The sequence below is a fragment of the Streptomyces sp. NPDC019224 genome, from assembly GCF_040632605.1.
Classification (GTDB): domain Bacteria; phylum Actinomycetota; class Actinomycetes; order Streptomycetales; family Streptomycetaceae; genus Streptomyces.
Genome location: NZ_JBEYCF010000011.1, coordinates 91,325 through 108,760 on the forward strand (window position 1 = coordinate 91,325; position 17,436 = coordinate 108,760).

Here is a 17,436-nt window from a genome sequence, read left to right on the forward strand (position 1 = left end):
GACGGGCGCCACATCGTCTCACCTAGCGGGACAGTCCCGTCCACATCATGGATAGTGGTGGACTGCCGCGAGATCCCCATGACACGCTTCCGTCATGTCCGGAACTGGAGTTGCCTTGGTGAGTCGACGTCACGTCGACCTCGGCCGCATGTCCAGCGCCATCTGTCCGGCGGGCTGAGAGTCCCAGCACCGCCGCGATCCCCCTTTTCTCTGCAAACCCCGCGCACCGCCGCGCCTCACGCGAGTGTGCAGTTCAGAGCCGCCCTCCCGCAGTCCCGAAGGACGTACTGTCATGGCCGCTACCCCGGAACAGCCTGCGCCCGCCGCGCCCCGCCGCAAGGCGGGACGACACCGCGGCGAAGGGCAGTGGGCCCTGGGGCACTACACCCCACTCAACGGCAATGAGCAGTTCAAGAAGGACGACGACAGTCTCAACGTGCGGACACGCATTGAGACGATCTACTCCAAGCGCGGTTTCGACTCGATCGACCCCAACGACCTCCGGGGCCGCATGCGTTGGTGGGGGCTGTACACCCAGCGCAAGGCCGGCATCGACGGCGGCAAGACCGCGGTGCTGGAGCCCGAGGAGCTGGAGGACAAGTACTTCATGATGCGGGTGCGCATCGACGGCGGGAGGCTGACCACCCGGCAGCTGCGCGTCATCGGTGAGATCTCGCAGGAGTACGCGCGCGGCAGCGCGGACATCACCGACCGGCAGAACGTCCAGATGCACTGGATCCGCATCGAGGACGTCCCGGCGATCTGGCAGAAGCTGGAGGCCGTGGGGCTCTCCACCACCGAGGCGTGCGGCGACTGCCCCCGCACGATGATCGGCTCCCCGGTGGCGGGCATCGCCGCCGACGAGATCATCGACGGCACCCCGGCGCTGGAGGAGATCCACGCCCGGTACATCGGCAGCCCCGAATTCTCCAACCTCCCCCGCAAGTTCAAGACCGCGATCTCCGGCTCGCCGGTGCAGGACGTGGTCCACGAGATCAACGACATCGCCTTCGTGGGCGTCGAACACCCCGAGCACGGACCGGGCTTCGACCTGTGGGTCGGCGGCGGCCTGTCCACCAATCCCCGGCTGGCCGAACGCCTCGGCGCCTGGGTGCCGTTGGACGAGGTCGCGGACGTCTGGGCCGGCGTGGTGGGCATCTTCCGGGACTACGGCTACCGTCGGCTGCGCAACCGGGCCCGGCTGAAGTTCCTGGTCGCCGACTGGGGCGTCGCCAGGTTCCGCCAGGTGCTGGAGGACGAGTACCTCAAGCGCCCGCTGCTGGACGGGCCCGCCCCGGCGGAGCCCAGCAGCCGGTGGCGCGACCACATCGGCGTGCACCAGCAGCAGGACGGCCGTTTCTACGTCGGCTTCGCCCCCCGGGTGGGCCGGGTCGACGGCTCCACCCTCGCCAAGATCGCCGAGCTGGCCGAGGAGCACGGCTCCGGCCGGGTCCGGACCACCGTCGAGCAGAAGATGATCATCCTCGACGTCGAGCAGGACCGGGTCGAGTCCCTGTCCGCCGGCCTGGAGGCGCTCGGCTTCCAGGTGAAGCCGTCCACCTTCCGGCGCGGCACGATGGCCTGCACCGGCATCGAGTACTGCAAGCTGGCGATCGTCGAGACGAAGGCGCGCGGCGCCTCGCTCATCGAGGAACTGGAGCGCAGGCTCCCCGACTTCGACGAACCGCTCACCATCAACATCAACGGCTGCCCGAACGCCTGCGCCCGCATCCAGACCGCCGACATCGGCCTCAAGGGCCAGTTGGTGCTGGACGGGAACGGCGAGCAGGTGGAGGGCTACCAGGTCCACCTGGGCGGCGCCCTCGGCCTGGAGGCCGGGTTCGGCCGCAAGGTGCGCGGCCTGAAGGTCACGTCGGCCGAACTGCCCGACTACGTCGAGCGCGTCCTCGGCCGCTACCTGGAGGAGCGCGAGGACGACGAGCGCTTCGCGACCTGGGCGGCCCGCGCCGGTGCGGAGTCGCTGTCATGAGCGAGCGCGCCGCACCGTTCCACTGCCCCTACTGCGGCGACGAGGACCTGCGCCCGCACGAGGCCGGGCACGGAGCGTGGGAATGCGCCTCCTGCAATCGTGCGTTCCAGCTGAAGTTCCTGGGGCTGCTGAGCCGGGGACTGAAGCCCAACGACGTTGGAGGGAACAGCATATGACGGCCACTCAGAACATCGAGACGCTCACCGACGAGGGCCTGAGGGAGCTCGCCGAGCAGGCCGGGCGCGAGCTGGAGGACGCCTCCGCCCCCGACATCCTCAGGTGGGCCGCCGAGACCTTCGGCCCCCGGTTCTGCGTCACCTCCTCCATGGAGGACGCGGTCGTCGCCCACCTCGCCTCCCGGGCCATGCCCGGCGTGGACGTGGTGTTCCTCGACACCGGCTACCACTTCGAGGAGACCATCGGGACCCGGGACGCGGTGGACGCCGTGATGGACGTCAACGTCATCACGCTCACCCCGCGCCAGACGGTCGCCGAGCAGGACGCCGCGTACGGGCCGAAGCTGCACGACCGCGACCCCGACCTCTGCTGCAAGCTGCGCAAGGTCAAGCCCCTGGAAGAGGGCCTGACCGCGTATGCCGCCTGGGCGACCGGGCTGCGCCGCGACGAGTCCCCGACCCGGGCGAACACCCCCGTGGTCGGCTGGGACGAGAAGCGGCGGAAGGTGAAGGTCTCGCCGATCGCCCGCTGGACCCAGGACGACGTCGACGCCTACGTCGCCGAGCACGGGGTGCTCACCAACCCGCTGCTGATGGACGGTTACGCCTCCGTGGGCTGCGCGCCCTGCACCCGGCGGGTGCTGGAGGGCGAGGACGCCCGGGCCGGCCGCTGGGCCGGGCGCGGCAAGACCGAGTGCGGGCTGCACGGCTGATGACGACTGATCAGGAGACTTCGATGAGCGTGACGGAGACGGGAGCCACCGTCTGGCTGACCGGTCTGCCGAGCGCCGGCAAGACCACCATCGCCTATGAACTCGCCGGGCGGCTGCGCTCCGAGGGCCACCGGGTGGAGGTGCTCGACGGTGACGAGATCCGCGAGTTCCTCTCGGCGGGCCTGGGCTTCTCCCGCGAGGACCGGCACACCAACGTCCAGCGGATCGGCTTCGTCGCCGAACTGCTGGCGGCCAACGGCGTCAAGGTACTGGTCCCGGTCATCGCCCCGTACGCGGACAGCAGGGACGCCGTCCGCAAGCGCCACCGGGCCGAGGGCACCGCGTATCTGGAGGTGCACGTCGCCACTCCGGTCGAGGTGTGCTCGGAGCGCGACGTGAAGGGGCTGTACGCCAAGCAGGCGGCGGGCGAGATCAGCGGGCTCACCGGGGTGGACGACCCCTACGAGGCGCCCGAGGCGCCCGATCTGCGCATCGAGTCGCACCGCCAGACCGTGCAGGAGTCCGCGGCGGAGCTGTACGCGCTGCTGAGCGAGAGGGGTGCGGCGTGACGACCGTCGCGACTGTGCAAGAAGGCACCGCCAATCCGTACGCGCTGAGCCACCTGGACTCGCTGGAGTCCGAGGCGGTGCACATCTTCCGCGAGGTGGCGGGCGAGTTCGAGCGGCCGGTGATCCTGTTCTCCGGCGGCAAGGACTCGATCCTGATGCTGCACCTGGCGCTCAAGGCGTTCGCGCCCGCGCCGGTGCCGTTCGCCCTGCTGCACGTGGACACCGGGCACAACTTCCCCGAGGTCCTCGAGTACCGCGACCGCACGGTCGCCGAGCACGGGCTGCGGCTGCACGTGGCCTCCGTGCAGGAGTACATCGACGCCGGCAAGCTCCGCGAGCGGCCGGACGGCACCCGCAACCCGCTGCAGACCGTGCCGCTGACCGAGGCCATCCAGCAGCACCGCTTCGACGCCGTGTTCGGCGGCGGGCGGCGCGACGAGGAGAAGGCGCGCGCCAAGGAACGGGTCTTCTCGCTGCGCGACGAGTTCTCCCAGTGGGACCCGCGCCGCCAGCGCCCCGAGCTGTGGCAGCTGTACAACGGCCGGCACGCCCCCGGCGAGCACGTGCGGGTCTTCCCGATCTCCAACTGGACCGAGCTCGACGTCTGGCAGTACATCCAGCGCGAGGGCATCGAGCTCCCGTCGATCTACTTCGCCCACGAGCGCGAGGTCTTCAACCGCTCCGGCATGTGGCTGACCGCGGGCGACTGGGGCGGGCCCAAGGAGCACGAGAGGACCGAGACCCGTCAGGTGCGCTACCGCACGGTCGGCGACATGTCCTGCACCGGTGCCGTCGACTCGGACGCCACCACGCTGGACGCGGTGATCACCGAGATCGCCGCCTCCCGGCTCACCGAACGGGGTGCCACCCGCGCCGACGACAAGATGTCCGAGGCCGCGATGGAAGACCGCAAGCGCGAGGGGTACTTCTAACATGACCACGTCCACCCAGTCGGCCGAGCTGCTCTCCGCCACCACCCTGCTGCGGTTCGCCACCGCGGGGTCGGTCGACGACGGCAAGTCCACCCTCGTGGGACGGCTGCTGCACGACTCCAAGTCGGTCCTCACCGACCAGCTGGAGGCCGTCGAGCACGCCTCGCGCAACCGGGGCCAGGAGACGCCGGACCTGGCCCTGCTGACCGACGGGCTGCGCGCCGAGCGCGAGCAGGGCATCACCATCGACGTCGCCTACCGCTACTTCGCCACGGCCCGGCGCCGGTTCATCCTCGCCGACACCCCGGGCCATGTGCAGTACACCCGCAACATGGTCACCGGCGCCTCCACCGCCGAGCTGGCCGTGGTCCTGGTCGACGCCCGCAACGGGGTCGTCGAGCAGACCCGCCGGCACGCCGCGGTCGCCGCCCTGCTGCGCGTGCCGCACGTGGTGCTGGCCGTCAACAAGATGGACCTGGTGGAGTACGCGGAGCCGGTGTTCGCCGCGATAGCCGAGGAGTTCACCGCCTACGCCGCCTCCCTGGGCGTGCCCGAGATCACCGCGATCCCGATCTCCGCGCTGGCCGGCGACAACGTCGTGGAACCGTCCGCGCACATGGACTGGTACGGCGGCCCGACCGTTCTGGAGCACCTGGAGACGGTCCCGGTCAGCCACGACCTGACCGGCTGCCACGCCCGCTTCCCCGTCCAGTACGTGATCCGGCCGCAGACCGCCGAGCACCCCGACTACCGGGGGTACGCGGGTCAGATCGCCGCCGGCGTGTTCCGGGTCGGCGAGCCCGTCACCGTACTGCCCTCGGGCCGCACCTCCACGATCGCGGGCATCGACCTGCTCGGGGACGCCGTGGACATCGCCTGGGCGCCCCAGTCGGTGACCCTGCGCCTGACGGACGACCTCGACGTCTCGCGCGGCGACCTCATCGCCCCGGCGGGCGACGCCCCGGCCGTCACCCAGGACGTCGAGGCGACCGTCTGCCACGTCGCGGACGAACCGCTGACCGTGGGCCGGCGGGTGCTGCTCAAGCACACCACCCGCACGGTCAAGGCGATCGTCAAGGACATCCCCTCGCGGCTGACCCTGGACGACCTCTCGCAGCACCCGGCCCCGGGACAGCTCGTCGCCAACGACATCGGCCGGGTCGTCGTCCGTACCGCCGAACCGCTCGCGCTCGACGCGTACGCCGACTCGCGCCGCACCGGTTCCTTCCTGCTGATCGACCCGGCGGACGGCACCACGCTGTCGGCGGGCATGGCGGGCGCCTCGTTCGCCGCCGCGGAGGAGCCGGCCGCGGACGACGACGCGGGGTGGGACTTCTGATGCACACCGACTTCTTCTCGACCTTCGCGAAGGAGGGCGGCCGCGTCGGCAGCGGCGCGCTGGGCAGTGGGCAGGGCGGTGTCGGGCGATGTGCGCGATGACGTACGCGCACCGCCTGCGCGCCCGGCAGCACCAACAGCACCGCACGCACCGCCTGTTCAGACGAAGACCTGCCGACTTCCCGGCCGCGCCCCCGCACGCACGAGGGGCGTGAGCACCGGGCCTCCGAGAGGAAGACCTCCCGTGCCTGCCCCCCGTACCACGCTGCGCCGCTCCCTCGCCGCCGTCGCCGCCCTGCCCCTGCTGGCCGTGGCCCTGACCGCCTGCGGCTACGGCTCCGAGGCGGAGGACGACGAAGCCAAGACGGCGAACACGTCCTCCGGCGGGAAGAAGCTCTCGGCGGAGACCGTGAAGATCGGATACTTCCCCAACCTCACGCACGCCACGGCCGTGGTCGGCATCCAGGAAGGCATCATCGCCAAGGAACTCGGGGGCACGACGGTCAAGTCCTCGACGTTCAACGCCGGCCCGTCCGAGATCGAGGCGCTCAACGCGGGCTCGATCGACATCGGCTTCATCGGCCCCTCCCCCTCCATCAACGGCTTCTCTAAGTCCAAGGGCAAGAGCCTGCGCATCATCGGCGGCGCGGCGTCCGGCGGGGTGAAGCTGGTCGTCGACCCGAAGAAGATCAAGACCCTGGACGACCTCAAGGGCAAGAAGATCGCCACCCCGCAGCTCGGCAACACCCAGGACGTGGCGTTCCTCAACTGGGTCTCCGAGAAGGGCTGGAAGGTCGACGCGCAGAGCGGCAAGGGCGACGTCTCCGTCGTCCGCACGGACAACAAGGTGACCCCGGACGCCTACCGGTCCGGTTCCATCGACGGTGCCTGGGCGCCCGAGCCGACCGCGTCCAAGCTGGTCGCGCAGGGGGCCAAGGTGCTCCTCGACGAGCGGAAGCTGTGGCCGGACGAGAAGTTCGTGATCACGAACATCATCGTTTCGCAGAAGTTCCTCGCCGAGCACCCGGATGTGGTCGAGGCCGTGCTCCGGGGTTCGGTCAACACCAACGCCTGGATCAAGGCCAACCCGGACAAGGCGAAGGCGTCCGCGAACGCGGCGCTCAAGAAGCTGTCCGGCAAGGAGCTTCCGGCCGAGGTCATCGACCCGGCGTGGGAGTCGATCGAGTTCATCGACGACCCGCTGGCATCCACGCTCGACACGGAGGCCAAGCACGCCGTGAAGGCGGGCCTGCTGGACGAGACCGACCTGAGCGGCATCTACGACCTGAGGCCGCTCAACAAGGTCCTCAAGGCCGCGGGCAAGCCCGAGGTCGACGACGCCGGCCTCGGCGTCGAGTAACACCGACCGTTCCAGGATCTCCCAGGAGGTGACGACCATGGCGACGACCACGCTCACCAAGGCCGAGGACCGTACGGCGGTCGGGCACGCCGCCCGGATCGACCACGTCTCGAAGTCCTTCGGCGGACCGCAGGGGCGGCAGCTCGTCCTGGACGACATCACGCTCGATGTCGCTCCGGGCGAGTTCGTCACCCTCCTGGGAGCTTCCGGGTGCGGCAAATCGACGCTGCTGAACCTGGTGGCGGGGCTCGACCGCCCGTCCTCGGGGGCCATCGAGACCCCGGGCGGACGGCCGGCCCTGATGTTCCAGGAGCACGCCCTCTTCCCGTGGCTGACCGCGGGCAAGAACATCGAACTGGCCCTGCGGCTGCGCGGCGTGCCCCGCGCGGACCGCCGCGCCGAAGCGGAGCGGCTGCTCGAACTGGTACGCCTGGGCGGGGCGTACGGCAAGCGGGTGCACGAGCTCTCGGGCGGTATGCGGCAGCGCGTGGCGATGGCCCGCGCACTCGCCCAGGACAGCCAACTGCTGCTGATGGACGAGCCGTTCGCCGCTCTCGACGCCATCACCCGCGATGTGCTGCACGACGAACTGACCCGGATCTGGCGCGAGACGAACGTCTCGGTCCTCTTCGTCACGCACAACGTCCGCGAGGCGGTGCGCCTCGCGGAACGCGTGGTGCTGCTCTCGTCCCGTCCCGGCCGGATCGCCCGTGAGTGGACGGTCGACATCGAGCAGCCGCGCCGTATCGAGGACACCGCCGTCGCGGAACTGTCCGTCGAGATCACCGAACAACTGCGTGGGGAGATCCGCCGACATGGCCAGCACTGAGACCACCGCCGAGGATGCCGGCGGGGCCCGGGCGCCGAAGGACGACGCCCAGGACCTGGCCGGTCTGGAGGCGGGGCTCGACGCGCTCGACGCGGTACGGGTGAGCCGGACGCCGGTCCGCCAGGTGCTGGTGCAGAAGGTGCTGCCCCCGGTCGTGGCGGTCGCCCTCGTCCTCGTCGTCTGGCAGATCCTGATCTGGGCGAAGGTGACCGACGACTACAAGCTGCCGTCACCGGCCCTGGTGTGGGACGAGGCGTCGGACGCCTGGGCCCGGGGCACCCTGCTCGGCTACATCTGGACCAGCGTGTCGCGCGGTCTGCTCGGCTTCCTGCTCGCCCTGGTCATCGGCACCCCGCTGGGGCTGCTGGTGTCCCGGGTGAAGGTGGTACGCGCGGCGATCGGTCCGGTGCTCTCCGGTCTCCAGTCGCTGCCCTCGGTGGCGTGGGTGCCGCCGGCGGTCATCTGGCTGGGCCTGGACGACAGGATGATGTACGCGGTGATCCTGCTGGGCGCCGTGCCCTCGATCGCCAACGGTCTCGTCGCCGGGGTCGACCAGATCCCGCCGCTGCATCTGCGGGCGGGCAAGACGCTCGGTGCGACCGGGCTGCGCGGCACCTGGCACATCGTGCTGCCCGCCTCGCTGCCCGGCTACCTGGCGGGTCTCAAGCAGGGCTGGGCCTTCTCCTGGCGCTCCCTGATGGCCGCCGAGATCATCGCCTCCTCACCCGACCTGGGCGTGGGTCTCGGGCAGTTGCTCGAACAGGGGCGGGAGACCAGCAGCATGTCCATGGTCTTCCTCGCCATCTTCCTGATCCTGATCGTCGGTATCGCCATCGACCTGCTCATCTTCAGTCCGCTGGAGCGGTGGGTGCTGCGCAGCCGCGGTCTCCTCGTCAAGAACTGAGTTCCCATGTCCTCTCCGGTCCTCCTCGTCATCGCCCACGGCAGCCGTGACCCGCGGCACGCCGCGACCGTGCACGCGCTGACCGTGCGGGTACGGGCGCTGCGGCCGGGGCTGCGCGTGGAGACGGGGTTCCTGGACTTCAACGCACCCTCGGTACCGCGGGTCCTGGAACGGCTGGCGGCCGAGGGGGCGGACGAGGTGGTGGCGCTGCCGCTGCTGCTCACCCGGGCGTTCCACGCCAAGTCGGACATCCCGGCGGTGCTGCGCGAGGCCCGTGCGGCGCTGCCCCGGCTGCGGGTGCGGCAGGCCGCGGTGCTCGGTCCGTCACCGCTGCTGAACGCCGCGCTGGAACGGCGGCTGTACGAGGCCGGGGTCCGCCCCGGCGACCGAAGCTCGACCGGGCTCGTCCTGGCCTCGGCGGGCTCCACAGACCCGGAGGCGATCGCAGTGATCGCTGAAATCGCGCGGGAGCTGCGGCACACCGGTTGGTGTTCCGTGCGGCCTGCGTTCGCCTCCGCATCTCGACCCCGTACCGAGGACGCGGTACGGGCCCTGCGGGCCGACGGTGTGCGCCGGGTGGCGGTCGCCCCGTATGTGATCGCGCCCGGCCGCCTCCCGGACCGCATCGCGGCGGGGGCGGCCGCGGCCGGCGCGGAGGTGCTGGCCGGGGTGCTGGGACCGGCCCCGGAGCTGGCCCGGCTGCTGCTGGAACGTTACGACGAGGCCCGCGCGCGGGCGGCGCGACCGGTCGCGGTGAGCGCCTGAGCGGTGGGTGGTCATGAGGGCGGGCCCGGCCGGCCGGTGGCGCACTCCCCCTGGCCTTCGGCATCCGCCCGCCCGGACCGTTCTCAGCCGGCGCTCCCCTGCGGGTCGCGCCCGCTCGGGGTCAGGGATCGGGTGAATCCGGTGGCCCCGGGGCTTCCACCTCGTCGGTGAGGCCCTCGTACGGGCGGTGGACCGCTGCGGTCCTCTCCACGTCGGCCGGGACGCAGGAGGCGGACGAGGAAGGTGTATGGGGCATGGATAGGCTTTCCGGGCGCAGGAAGGCGCTCGCGCCCGTACGAAGGAGCAGCCGCACGTGACCACCACCGCACCCCTGTCCCCCACCGTCGCCATGGCCCCGGTGCCGGTGATCCGCGCCGACGAGGTCTCCCTCGTACGCGACGGGAACGTCCTGCTCGACGCGGTCTCGCTCACCGTGCGGGGCGGGGAGCACTGGGCGCTGCTCGGGGCCAACGGGGCGGGCAAGAGCACGCTGCTCGGGCTGCTCGGCGCGGTCACCCATCCCACGCGGGGTTCGGTCGAGGTGCTGGGCCGCACGCTGGGGCGGGTGGATCTGCGGGAGCTGCGGACGCTGCTGGGCCATGTCGATCCGCGCCATCCGCTGCGCTCCCCGCTGACGGTGGGCCAGGTGGTGCTGACCGGGTTGACGAACTCGGTCGAGCCGGTACCGCGCTGGTCGCCCGGACCGGGGCAGCGGGAGCGGGCGGAGCGGCTGCTGACGATGCTGGGGATGGGCGGCAAGGCGGGCTCGCGCTGGCCGGCCCTGTCGCAGGGTGAGCGCGGCCGTACGCTGATCGCCCGCGCCCTGATGCCGCAGCCCCGGCTGCTGCTGCTCGACGAGCCGGCGACCGGGCTCGACCTGGCCGCCCGGGAGCAGCTGCTGGACAGCCTGGACGCGTTGCGCGAGGAGCATCCGGAGCTGGCGACGGTGCTGGTCACCCATCATCTGGAGGAGCTGCCCGCCTCCACCACGCACGCGATGCTGCTGCGCGGCGGGCGGTGCCTGGCCTCGGGCGAGGCCGATGAGGTGCTGACCACCGGCCTGGTCAGCGAGTGCTTCGGGCACCCCGTGCACATCAGCCGGACGGACGGCCGGTGGACGGCCCGCGCCCGGCGGACACCCCGTCCCTGACCTCCAGGACGGGCTTGGCGCACCGCCGGCCGCCGCGCCCCGTGGGGAGGGCGCGGTGGCCGGCGCTGGTGCTCGACGGTCTTCAGCGGCTTGGTCGCCGATGGGGTCCGGTGCCCGGCCAGGTGTACGGCGGCGAGGCGGCGGAGCGGGTCGGCGTCCGATCCCTGCCGTACGTACGCGCTCCTCCCGGAGAGCCGGGAGGAGCGCGTACGTGTTCAGCGCTGGTAGCGGGCCAGGACCCGGTTTCCGTCGGTCACCAGCCGCTTCCTCAGCTCGGCCGCGTCGATCGCCCCGCTGTAGTACTCCTGGAGCGCGGGCGTCGCCACCTTGTCCTTCCACTCGGGGTAGCCGCGCACGGACTGGGCCGGGGCGGAACGCAGCGCCCCGGCGAGCGCGGCGCCGGTCGCCCAGCCCCGGTCCGCGGTGTGGAGCGAGGGGTCGGCCAGCGCCTCGGTGCCGGTGGGCAGCATCCAGTCCCCCTTGGCCAGGCGCACCATGTTGGCGGGCCGCAGCAGGAAGTCGATGAACCGGACGGCCTCCTTCTTGTGCGGGCTGTCCTCGGCGACGGACAGGGTCTGCGGGCTCACCCCCTGGGCCAGCCCGTCCCGGCCCGCCGGGGCGGGCAGCACCGTCCACTCGAACCCCTTCGGGGCCTGCTCGACGACCTGCTGGCGGTACGAGAACCCGAGCGGCACCATCGCGTACTTGCCGCCGAAGAAGCCGGGCAGGGTGTCGCCGCCGCCCATGCCGAGCGCGGTGCGGGCAGCGCTGTGGTCGGTGTTGACCTGGTCGTGGATGGTGCCCGGGACGACCTGGTCGCCCTCCCCCATCGCGACGGTCACCTTGCCGTCGGCGCCCCGATGGAAGAGCGCGCCGCCCGCCGAGAGGCCGAGGTTGAGGGTGACGGAGACCGGCTCCTTGAGCGGCCAGGCGATCCCGTAGCGGCCCTCGCCGGTCAGCTCCTTGGTCACCTCCCGGAACTCCGCCCAGCTCCAGGGCTTCTCGGGGGTCGGGATGCGGACCCCGGACTCCTTGAGGATCTTGGTGTTGGCGATCAGGACCCGGGGCTCCTGGAGGAAGGGCACGCCGTAGACGCCGCCGTCGAAGGTGGCCGTCTCCCAGCTGTTGTCGGGGATGCCGGCGGTCAGCCGGTCCGGGAGGAGGGTGCGCAGGTCGGCGAGGTAGCCCCCGTACGCGAAGTCGGCGAGGTCGTCGGAGGCGTCGTGGATGATGTCGGGCGCCTCGCCGCCCTCGAAGGAGGTGAGCAGCTGGTCGTGGACGCTGTCCCAGCTGCCCTGGACGTATTCGACCCGGATGTCGGGGTGGGCCTCGTTCCACTCCTTCACCAGTTGCTTGTTGATGTCGACGGACTCCTTCTGCCAGGCCAGCGACTGGAAGCGGAGCGTGATCCTCCCATCCGTCCCGCCGTCGCCGCCCCCGCCGCAGCCGGTGAGCAGCAGGGCCAGTGCGGTGGCCGCCGCGGCCGCCGTGCGTACCAGGGCGCGCATCAGCTCTTCACCGCCCCGGCCAGCATGCCGCCGGTGATCCGCCGCTGGATCACGGTGAACAGGACGAGCGAGGGGAGGGTGGCGAGGAACGCGGCGGCGGCGAGCGGCCCGAGGTCGCTGGCGCCCTCCGCGCCGAGGAAATGCGTCAGTACGACCGGCAAGGTCTGCTTCTCCGGGGTCTTGAGGAGGACGAGGGCGAAGAAGAACTCGTTCCACGCGGTGATGAACGCGAAGAGGGCCGTGGCGACGATCCCCGGGGCCAGCAACGGCGCCGTGACCGAGACCAGCGTCCGCAGCCGGCCCGCGCCGTCGACCGCCGCCGCTTCCTCCAGCTCGCGCGGCACGGCCCGTACGTAGCCGACGAGCATCCACAGCGCGAAGGGCAGCGCCCACACCACGTAGACCAGGATCAGCCCCCAGAGGGTGTTGATCAGGTGCAGGTTCTTCAGAACCAGGAAGAGCGGAATGATCAGCAGCACGAAGGGGAACGCCTGGCTGACCACGACCCAGCCGGTCGCGGCGGTGGCGAGCCGGGTGCGGTGGCGGGCCATCACATAGGCCATCGGGGTCGCGATCAGGACGGCGACGGCACCGGCCGAGAGCGCCGCGATCAGCGAGTTGGCGGTGGCCCGCAGCAGCGGCTGCTCGTCGAACGCCTGCCGGAAGTTGTCCAGCGTCGGATGCTGGGGAATCCAGGTCGGGTGCAGGGAACCCAGCTCGGGCGCGGGCTTGAACGCGGTGGAGATCAGCCACAGGAACGGGAACGCCAGGAAGACCAGGTAGCACAGCAGCGCCACGTACTGCCCGGCACGCACGGACCTTCTGGTGCGCATGCTCATCGGTCCTCGCCTCCCCTGAGCCGCCCGGCGAGATACACGGCGAGGAGCACGGAGATCACCGCGACCATCGCACAGCCCATCGCGGCCGCGTAGCCGAACTGGCCGTAGCGGAAGGCCTCCTCGTACGCGAAGAGCATCGGCAGCCGGGTGCGGCCGCCGGGGCCGCCGCTGGTCAGGACGTAGACCAGCGCGAAGGAGTTGAAGTTCCAGATGAAGTTGAGCGCGGTGATGGACAGGGCGACCGGTCTGATGGCGGGCCAGGTCACCGTCCTGAACCGGCGCCAGGCCCCGGCGCCGTCCAGGGCGGCGGCCTCGTGGAGTTCGTGCGGGGTGTTCTGCAGGCCGGCCAGCAGGGCGACCGTGGTCTGCGGCATCCCGGACCAGACGCCGACGACGATCACCGCGGGCAGCGCGGTGGCGAGCCCGGTCAGCCAGTCCCGGCCGTCCCCGAGCCCCAGGTCGCGGATGGTCTCGTTGAGGATGCCGGCGTCCGGGTTGTAGACGAGCCGCCACATGATGCCGACGACGACCTCGGGCATCGCCCACGGGATGATCGCCAGGGCCCGGGCCAGCCAGCGCATCCGCAGGTTCTCGTTGAGCAGCAGCGCCAGGCCGAGCGCCAGCACGAACTGCGGGACGGTGACGCCGACCGCCCACACCAGGCCGATCCGGAACGACTCCCAGAACAGTCCGTCGTGCAGCAGGTCCTGGAAGTTCAGCGTGCCGATCCACTGGGTGGCGCGGGTGCGGCCGGACTGGGCGTCGGTGAAGGCCAGCGCGATGCCGTAGAGCAGCGGGCCGACGCTCAGGACCAGGATCGGGATGAGGGCGGGCAGCACCAGGAACCAGGTGCCGGCGCCCCGGTCGGGCCGTCCGCCGGTGCGGGACGGTCCGGGCGGCCCGTGCCGCCCGGACCGCACGGTTGCATTCGCCAATGTCATAGGTAGGCCCCCTTTGCGCCTTTCGGCAGGCTCCTTGCCGTTCTGGCCGCTCAGGTGGCCTCCGTCATCGTGCTGACGGGCCACTGGTTCGTCAAGGCAGCCTGCACGGATGCGAAAATCGGCCCATGAACGAGATGGAAGCGCGCGAGGTGCTGACCGCCGCCGGGTTCCCCGGGGACGCGGAGCTGCTCGCGCTCGGCGAGAACGCGGTGTTCACGGCCGACGGCCTCGTGGTCAAGGTCGGCCGGGACGCCGTGCGCCACCCGGAGCTGCTGGAGCGGGCCGGACGCGAGGTGGCCGTCGCCCGGTGGCTCGCCGCGGCCGGTGTCCCCGCCGTGCGGGCGGCCGAGGACGGGGCCCGGCTGGTCGAGGGTCATCCGGTGACCGTGTGGCACCGGCTGCCCGACGCGGTGCGCCCCGCCGAGCCGCGCGATCTGGCCCCGCTGCTGACCGCCGTGCACGCGCTGCCCGCGCCGGAGGGCTTCGCGCTGCCGCGCCGGGAGCTGCTGGGCGGCGTCGAGCGGTGGCTGCGCCTGGCGGGCGACGCGATCGACCCCGCCGACGCCGCTTATCTGCGCGAGCGCCGCGACGGCTTCGCGGTGGCGGCGGCGCTGGTCCCGCAGCTGCCCCCGGGTCCGATCCACGGCGACGCCCTGGCCCGCAACGTCCATGTCGGCCCGGACGGGCCGGTCCTGGTCGACCTGGAGACCTTCTCCTCGGACCTGCGGGAGCACGATCTGGTGGTCCTCGCCCTGTCCCGCGACCGGTACGGCCTGGCGGCCGGCGCCTATGACGCGTTCACCGAGGCGTACGGCTGGGACGTGCGCGAGTGGGACGGGTGCGGGGTGCTGCGCGGGGCGCGGGAGACGGCGAGCTGTGCGTGGGTGGCGCAGCACGCGCCCGTGAACGGGCGGGCTCTTGCGGAGTTCCGGCGCCGGGTGGCGTCGCTGCGGGATGGTGATCCCTCAGTGCGTTGGTATCCGTTCTGAGTCGGCGAGGTGGACCGGCGCGCCGGTCCAGCGTTCGTCCTCAATCGCCGGACGGGCTTGAATGGGCCGGGCTTGAATTTCCGCCCCGATCCCGACTGCGGGGAGAACACGGCCGGCGGCAAAATCAAGCCCGTCCGGCGATGAGGACACACACCGACGGGCGTGACGCCCACTTTCAGGCGGTCGTACGCACCGGCTCTCTCACCGGCCACCGGCCGTCCACCACCGCGTCCGCCGTGCCCTTGCGGCGCAGGAACTGCTGGAAGTCCGCGGCCCACTCCGCGTACCACGCGATCTGGCGCTCGTGCAGTTGCTCCGCCGGCAGTTCGGCCACCGCGCGGTGGCGGTCGGCTATCGCGTACGCCACCCGGACCGCGGCCAGCGCGTCCGCCGCCGCGTCGTGCGCTCCGCCGTGGACCACGCCGTACTCGACGCAGACCGCCTCCAGGTTGCGCTTGCCCTTGCGGTAGCGGTCGACGGCCCGGTCGATGGTGTACGGGTCGATGACGGGGCCGAGGGGGGCACCGTCGAGCCGGTCACCGAGCGAGGGCAGCCCGTGGCGGTGCAACTCGGCCGTGAGCAGCGTCAGGTCGAAGGCGGCGTTGTACGCCACGACGGGGACGCCCCGGCGCCAGTAGCCGGCCAGCGTGTCGGCGATCTCGTCGGCCACCTCGCGGGCCGGCCGGCCCTCCGCCGCCGCCCGCTCGCTGCTGATGCCGTGGATCGCGGAGGCCTGGGCGGGGATGCGGATGCCCGGGTCGGCCAGCCAGCCGTGGCGGGCCGCCGGCTCGCCGTCCCGGTCGTCCACGGCGATCACCGCGGCCGTCACGATCCGGGCCTCCAGCGGGTCCGTCCCCGTCGTCTCCAGATCGAAGCCGACCAGCCCGTGCCGGTGCCAGCTCATCCCGTACCTCCTTCGTGGTGCTCCCCCGGATGACGACCACCCTCGCACGGGCCACTGACAACGCCGCTCAGGAGACCGGCCGGGAGTCCGTCCACACCGACTCGAATTCCTCGCGATAGGTCTCGAACAGCCCGTGCTCGTACCCCTGCCCCGCCCGCACCACGGCACGCCCGCCGCCGCGCAGCACCAGGACCGGCGCCTCCATGCCGCGCGCCCGGCGCAGATAGGTCTGCACGACGCCCACCGCGTCGGCCCCGTCGCCGTCCACCAGGTAGGCCGTGAAGCGCGGGGTCTCGTCGAAGACGTGGATCTCGAAGGCGCCCGGGTCGCGGAGCTTGGCGCGCACCCGCCGCATGTGCAGGATGTTCATCTCCACGGACCGGCTCAGCTCGCCCTTCTTGAGGCCGAGCTCCCGCTCCCGGCGCTTGACCGCGCTGCTGGCCGGGTTGATGAAGAGCAGCCGGATCCGGCAGCCCGACTCGGCGAGCCGGATGAGCCGGCGCCCGGAGAAGTTCTGCACCAGCAGGTTGAGCCCTATCCCGATCGCGTCCAGCCGGCGCGCACCGCCGAACAGGTCCTCGGCGGGCAGCTGGCGCTGGAGGCGCACCCGGTCGGAGTGGACGGAGACCACGTCCGCGTACCGGTCGCCGACCAGTTCCTCGACGGCGTCGACCGGCAGCCGGTCGGCGGAGGGCACGGCCGCGCCGCTGCCCAGCATCTCCAGGAGCCGGGCGGAGGCCCTCTCCGCCTGGGCGAGCACCGCCTCGTTGAGCGCGCGGTTGCGGGAGACGACGTTGCGGGCGACCTCCAGCTCGTCGAGTGCCAGTTCGACGTCGCGGCGGTCGTCGAAGTACGGCTCGAAGCAGGGCCAGTGCTGGACCATCAGCTCGCGCAGCTGGGGCAGCGTGAGGAAGCTCAGAACGTTGTCGTCGGCCGGGTCGAGCAGATAGCCCTTGCGGCGGGAGACCTCGCGCACGGCGACGGCGCGCTGCACCCACTCCTGCCCGGCGGGCCCGGCGGCGGCCACCACCCAGTCCTCGCCGTGGACGGGTTCGTAGATCGGCCGGAGCACCGCCGCGACCACGGCCCGCAGCCGCTGTTCGACGAGATTCAGCCAGATGTAGGCGCGCCCGGCCCGCTGGGCGCGGGTGCGCACCTCGCTCCAGGCGTCGGCGCCCCAGTCCAGTTCCGCGCCGATCTCCAGCGGCTGCGCCAGCGAGACCGCCCCGGGCGGGACCTCGGCCACATCCCCCTCGTGACCCGCGTCACCCGGGGGCAGCTCGAACCCTCCCGAGCTCACCCACGCACCGCCTTCCACTCCCCCACCAACGATCAAGGAAGAGTACTCCGGGAGCGGGAGCCGGTGCAGCCGGATGCGCAGGCTCCTTTACCAACTCCCCATGGAATCAAACCTGTTCCGGTCGGCGAGTTCGACGGGAGTGAGCGGATTCATAGTGATTAAACACCCCAGTAAGGACCGCGAACCGGACAGAACCGGCGAGGGGCCGGACAAAGGCCGGTTCCGGGCG

Annotated in this window: 18 protein-coding genes; 13 read left to right on the plus strand and 5 right to left on the minus strand. The window is 71.7% G+C overall.

The features are described 5' to 3' along the window. Positions 1-94: 94 nt before the first annotated feature. From ABZ564_RS09900 to ABZ564_RS09955, 12 genes are all read left to right on the plus strand, one after another. The gene (locus ABZ564_RS09900) at positions 95-178 is read left to right on the plus strand and encodes a putative leader peptide (protein ID WP_360852596.1); all 84 of its coding nucleotides are present in this window, start codon (positions 95-97) and stop codon (positions 176-178) included. Between the two features lie 114 nt (positions 179-292). After that, entirely contained in the window at positions 293-1,990 is a 1,698-nt protein-coding gene (locus ABZ564_RS09905; protein WP_360852416.1) for a nitrite/sulfite reductase, read from the plus strand. Further along, positions 1,987-2,166 (plus strand): hypothetical protein, encoded by a 180-nt coding sequence (locus tag ABZ564_RS09910; protein ID WP_360852418.1) that lies wholly within the window; start codon positions 1,987-1,989, stop codon positions 2,164-2,166. Before ABZ564_RS09905 ends, ABZ564_RS09910 begins: the two co-directional genes overlap by 4 nt. Beyond that, a complete protein-coding gene (locus tag ABZ564_RS09915) occupies positions 2,163-2,879 on the plus strand; it encodes a phosphoadenylyl-sulfate reductase (RefSeq protein WP_360852420.1) in 717 nt (238 codons plus the stop codon). Before ABZ564_RS09910 ends, ABZ564_RS09915 begins: the two co-directional genes overlap by 4 nt. Further along, the gene (gene cysC / locus ABZ564_RS09920; RefSeq protein WP_360852424.1) at positions 2,879-3,448 is read left to right on the plus strand and encodes an adenylyl-sulfate kinase; all 570 of its coding nucleotides are present in this window, start codon (positions 2,879-2,881) and stop codon (positions 3,446-3,448) included. Before ABZ564_RS09915 ends, cysC begins: the two co-directional genes overlap by 1 nt. Further along, positions 3,445-4,380: a sulfate adenylyltransferase subunit CysD gene (cysD, locus tag ABZ564_RS09925; RefSeq protein WP_360852428.1), complete on the plus strand. Its 936-nt coding sequence runs from the start codon at positions 3,445-3,447 to the stop codon at positions 4,378-4,380. Before cysC ends, cysD begins: the two co-directional genes overlap by 4 nt. Before the next feature lies 1 nt (position 4,381). Next, positions 4,382-5,719 carry a GTP-binding protein gene (locus ABZ564_RS09930; protein WP_360852431.1) on the plus strand — a complete coding sequence of 446 codons (1,338 nt, stop codon included), beginning with the start codon at positions 4,382-4,384 and terminating at the stop codon, positions 5,717-5,719. A 243-nt stretch (positions 5,720-5,962) separates the two neighbouring features. Next, positions 5,963-7,078 (plus strand): aliphatic sulfonate ABC transporter substrate-binding protein, encoded by a 1,116-nt coding sequence (locus ABZ564_RS09935; protein ID WP_360852434.1) that lies wholly within the window; start codon positions 5,963-5,965, stop codon positions 7,076-7,078. Between the two features lie 37 nt (positions 7,079-7,115). Next, entirely contained in the window at positions 7,116-7,907 is a 792-nt protein-coding gene (locus ABZ564_RS09940; RefSeq protein ID WP_360852437.1) for an ABC transporter ATP-binding protein, read from the plus strand. Further along, positions 7,894-8,811 (plus strand): ABC transporter permease, encoded by a 918-nt coding sequence (locus tag ABZ564_RS09945; protein ID WP_360852440.1) that lies wholly within the window; start codon positions 7,894-7,896, stop codon positions 8,809-8,811. The genes ABZ564_RS09940 and ABZ564_RS09945 overlap by 14 nt, the downstream gene beginning before the upstream one ends. A gap of 6 nt (positions 8,812-8,817) precedes the next feature. Then, complete coding sequence (locus tag ABZ564_RS09950) at positions 8,818-9,576, plus strand: sirohydrochlorin chelatase (protein WP_360852443.1); 759 nt, start codon at positions 8,818-8,820, stop codon at positions 9,574-9,576. Positions 9,577-9,889: 313 nt separating this feature from the next. Then, positions 9,890-10,726 carry an ATP-binding cassette domain-containing protein gene (locus ABZ564_RS09955; protein WP_360852446.1) on the plus strand — a complete coding sequence of 279 codons (837 nt, stop codon included), beginning with the start codon at positions 9,890-9,892 and terminating at the stop codon, positions 10,724-10,726. Positions 10,727-10,941: 215 nt separating this feature from the next. Here ABZ564_RS09955 and ABZ564_RS09960 read toward each other — a convergent pair whose 3' ends face one another. Genes ABZ564_RS09960 through ABZ564_RS09970 form a run of 3 tightly spaced genes read right to left on the minus strand, consistent with a single transcriptional unit; the run spans position 10,942 to position 14,014 of the window. Next, entirely contained in the window at positions 10,942-12,234 is a 1,293-nt protein-coding gene (locus tag ABZ564_RS09960; RefSeq protein ID WP_360852449.1) for a sugar ABC transporter substrate-binding protein, read from the minus strand. Beyond that, positions 12,234-13,073 carry a carbohydrate ABC transporter permease gene (locus ABZ564_RS09965; RefSeq protein WP_360852452.1) on the minus strand — a complete coding sequence of 280 codons (840 nt, stop codon included), beginning with the start codon at positions 13,071-13,073 and terminating at the stop codon, positions 12,234-12,236. The genes ABZ564_RS09960 and ABZ564_RS09965 overlap by 1 nt, the downstream gene beginning before the upstream one ends. Beyond that, positions 13,070-14,014, minus strand: a complete 945-nt coding sequence (locus tag ABZ564_RS09970; protein ID WP_360852455.1) for a sugar ABC transporter permease — start codon at positions 14,012-14,014, stop codon at positions 13,070-13,072. The genes ABZ564_RS09965 and ABZ564_RS09970 overlap by 4 nt, the downstream gene beginning before the upstream one ends. A gap of 125 nt (positions 14,015-14,139) precedes the next feature. Here ABZ564_RS09970 and ABZ564_RS09975 point away from each other — a divergent pair, with 125 nt between their 5' ends. Further along, the gene (locus ABZ564_RS09975; protein ID WP_360852458.1) at positions 14,140-15,003 is read left to right on the plus strand and encodes an aminoglycoside phosphotransferase family protein; all 864 of its coding nucleotides are present in this window, start codon (positions 14,140-14,142) and stop codon (positions 15,001-15,003) included. A gap of 175 nt (positions 15,004-15,178) precedes the next feature. On the opposite strand, the gene ABZ564_RS09980 is transcribed toward ABZ564_RS09975, so the two are convergent. Beyond that, complete coding sequence (locus ABZ564_RS09980) at positions 15,179-15,907, minus strand: 3'-5' exonuclease (protein WP_360852461.1); 729 nt, start codon at positions 15,905-15,907, stop codon at positions 15,179-15,181. Between the two features lie 67 nt (positions 15,908-15,974). Then, positions 15,975-17,207 carry an SAV2148 family HEPN domain-containing protein gene (locus tag ABZ564_RS09985; RefSeq protein ID WP_360852464.1) on the minus strand — a complete coding sequence of 411 codons (1,233 nt, stop codon included), beginning with the start codon at positions 17,205-17,207 and terminating at the stop codon, positions 15,975-15,977. Positions 17,208-17,436: the final 229 nt, after the last annotated feature.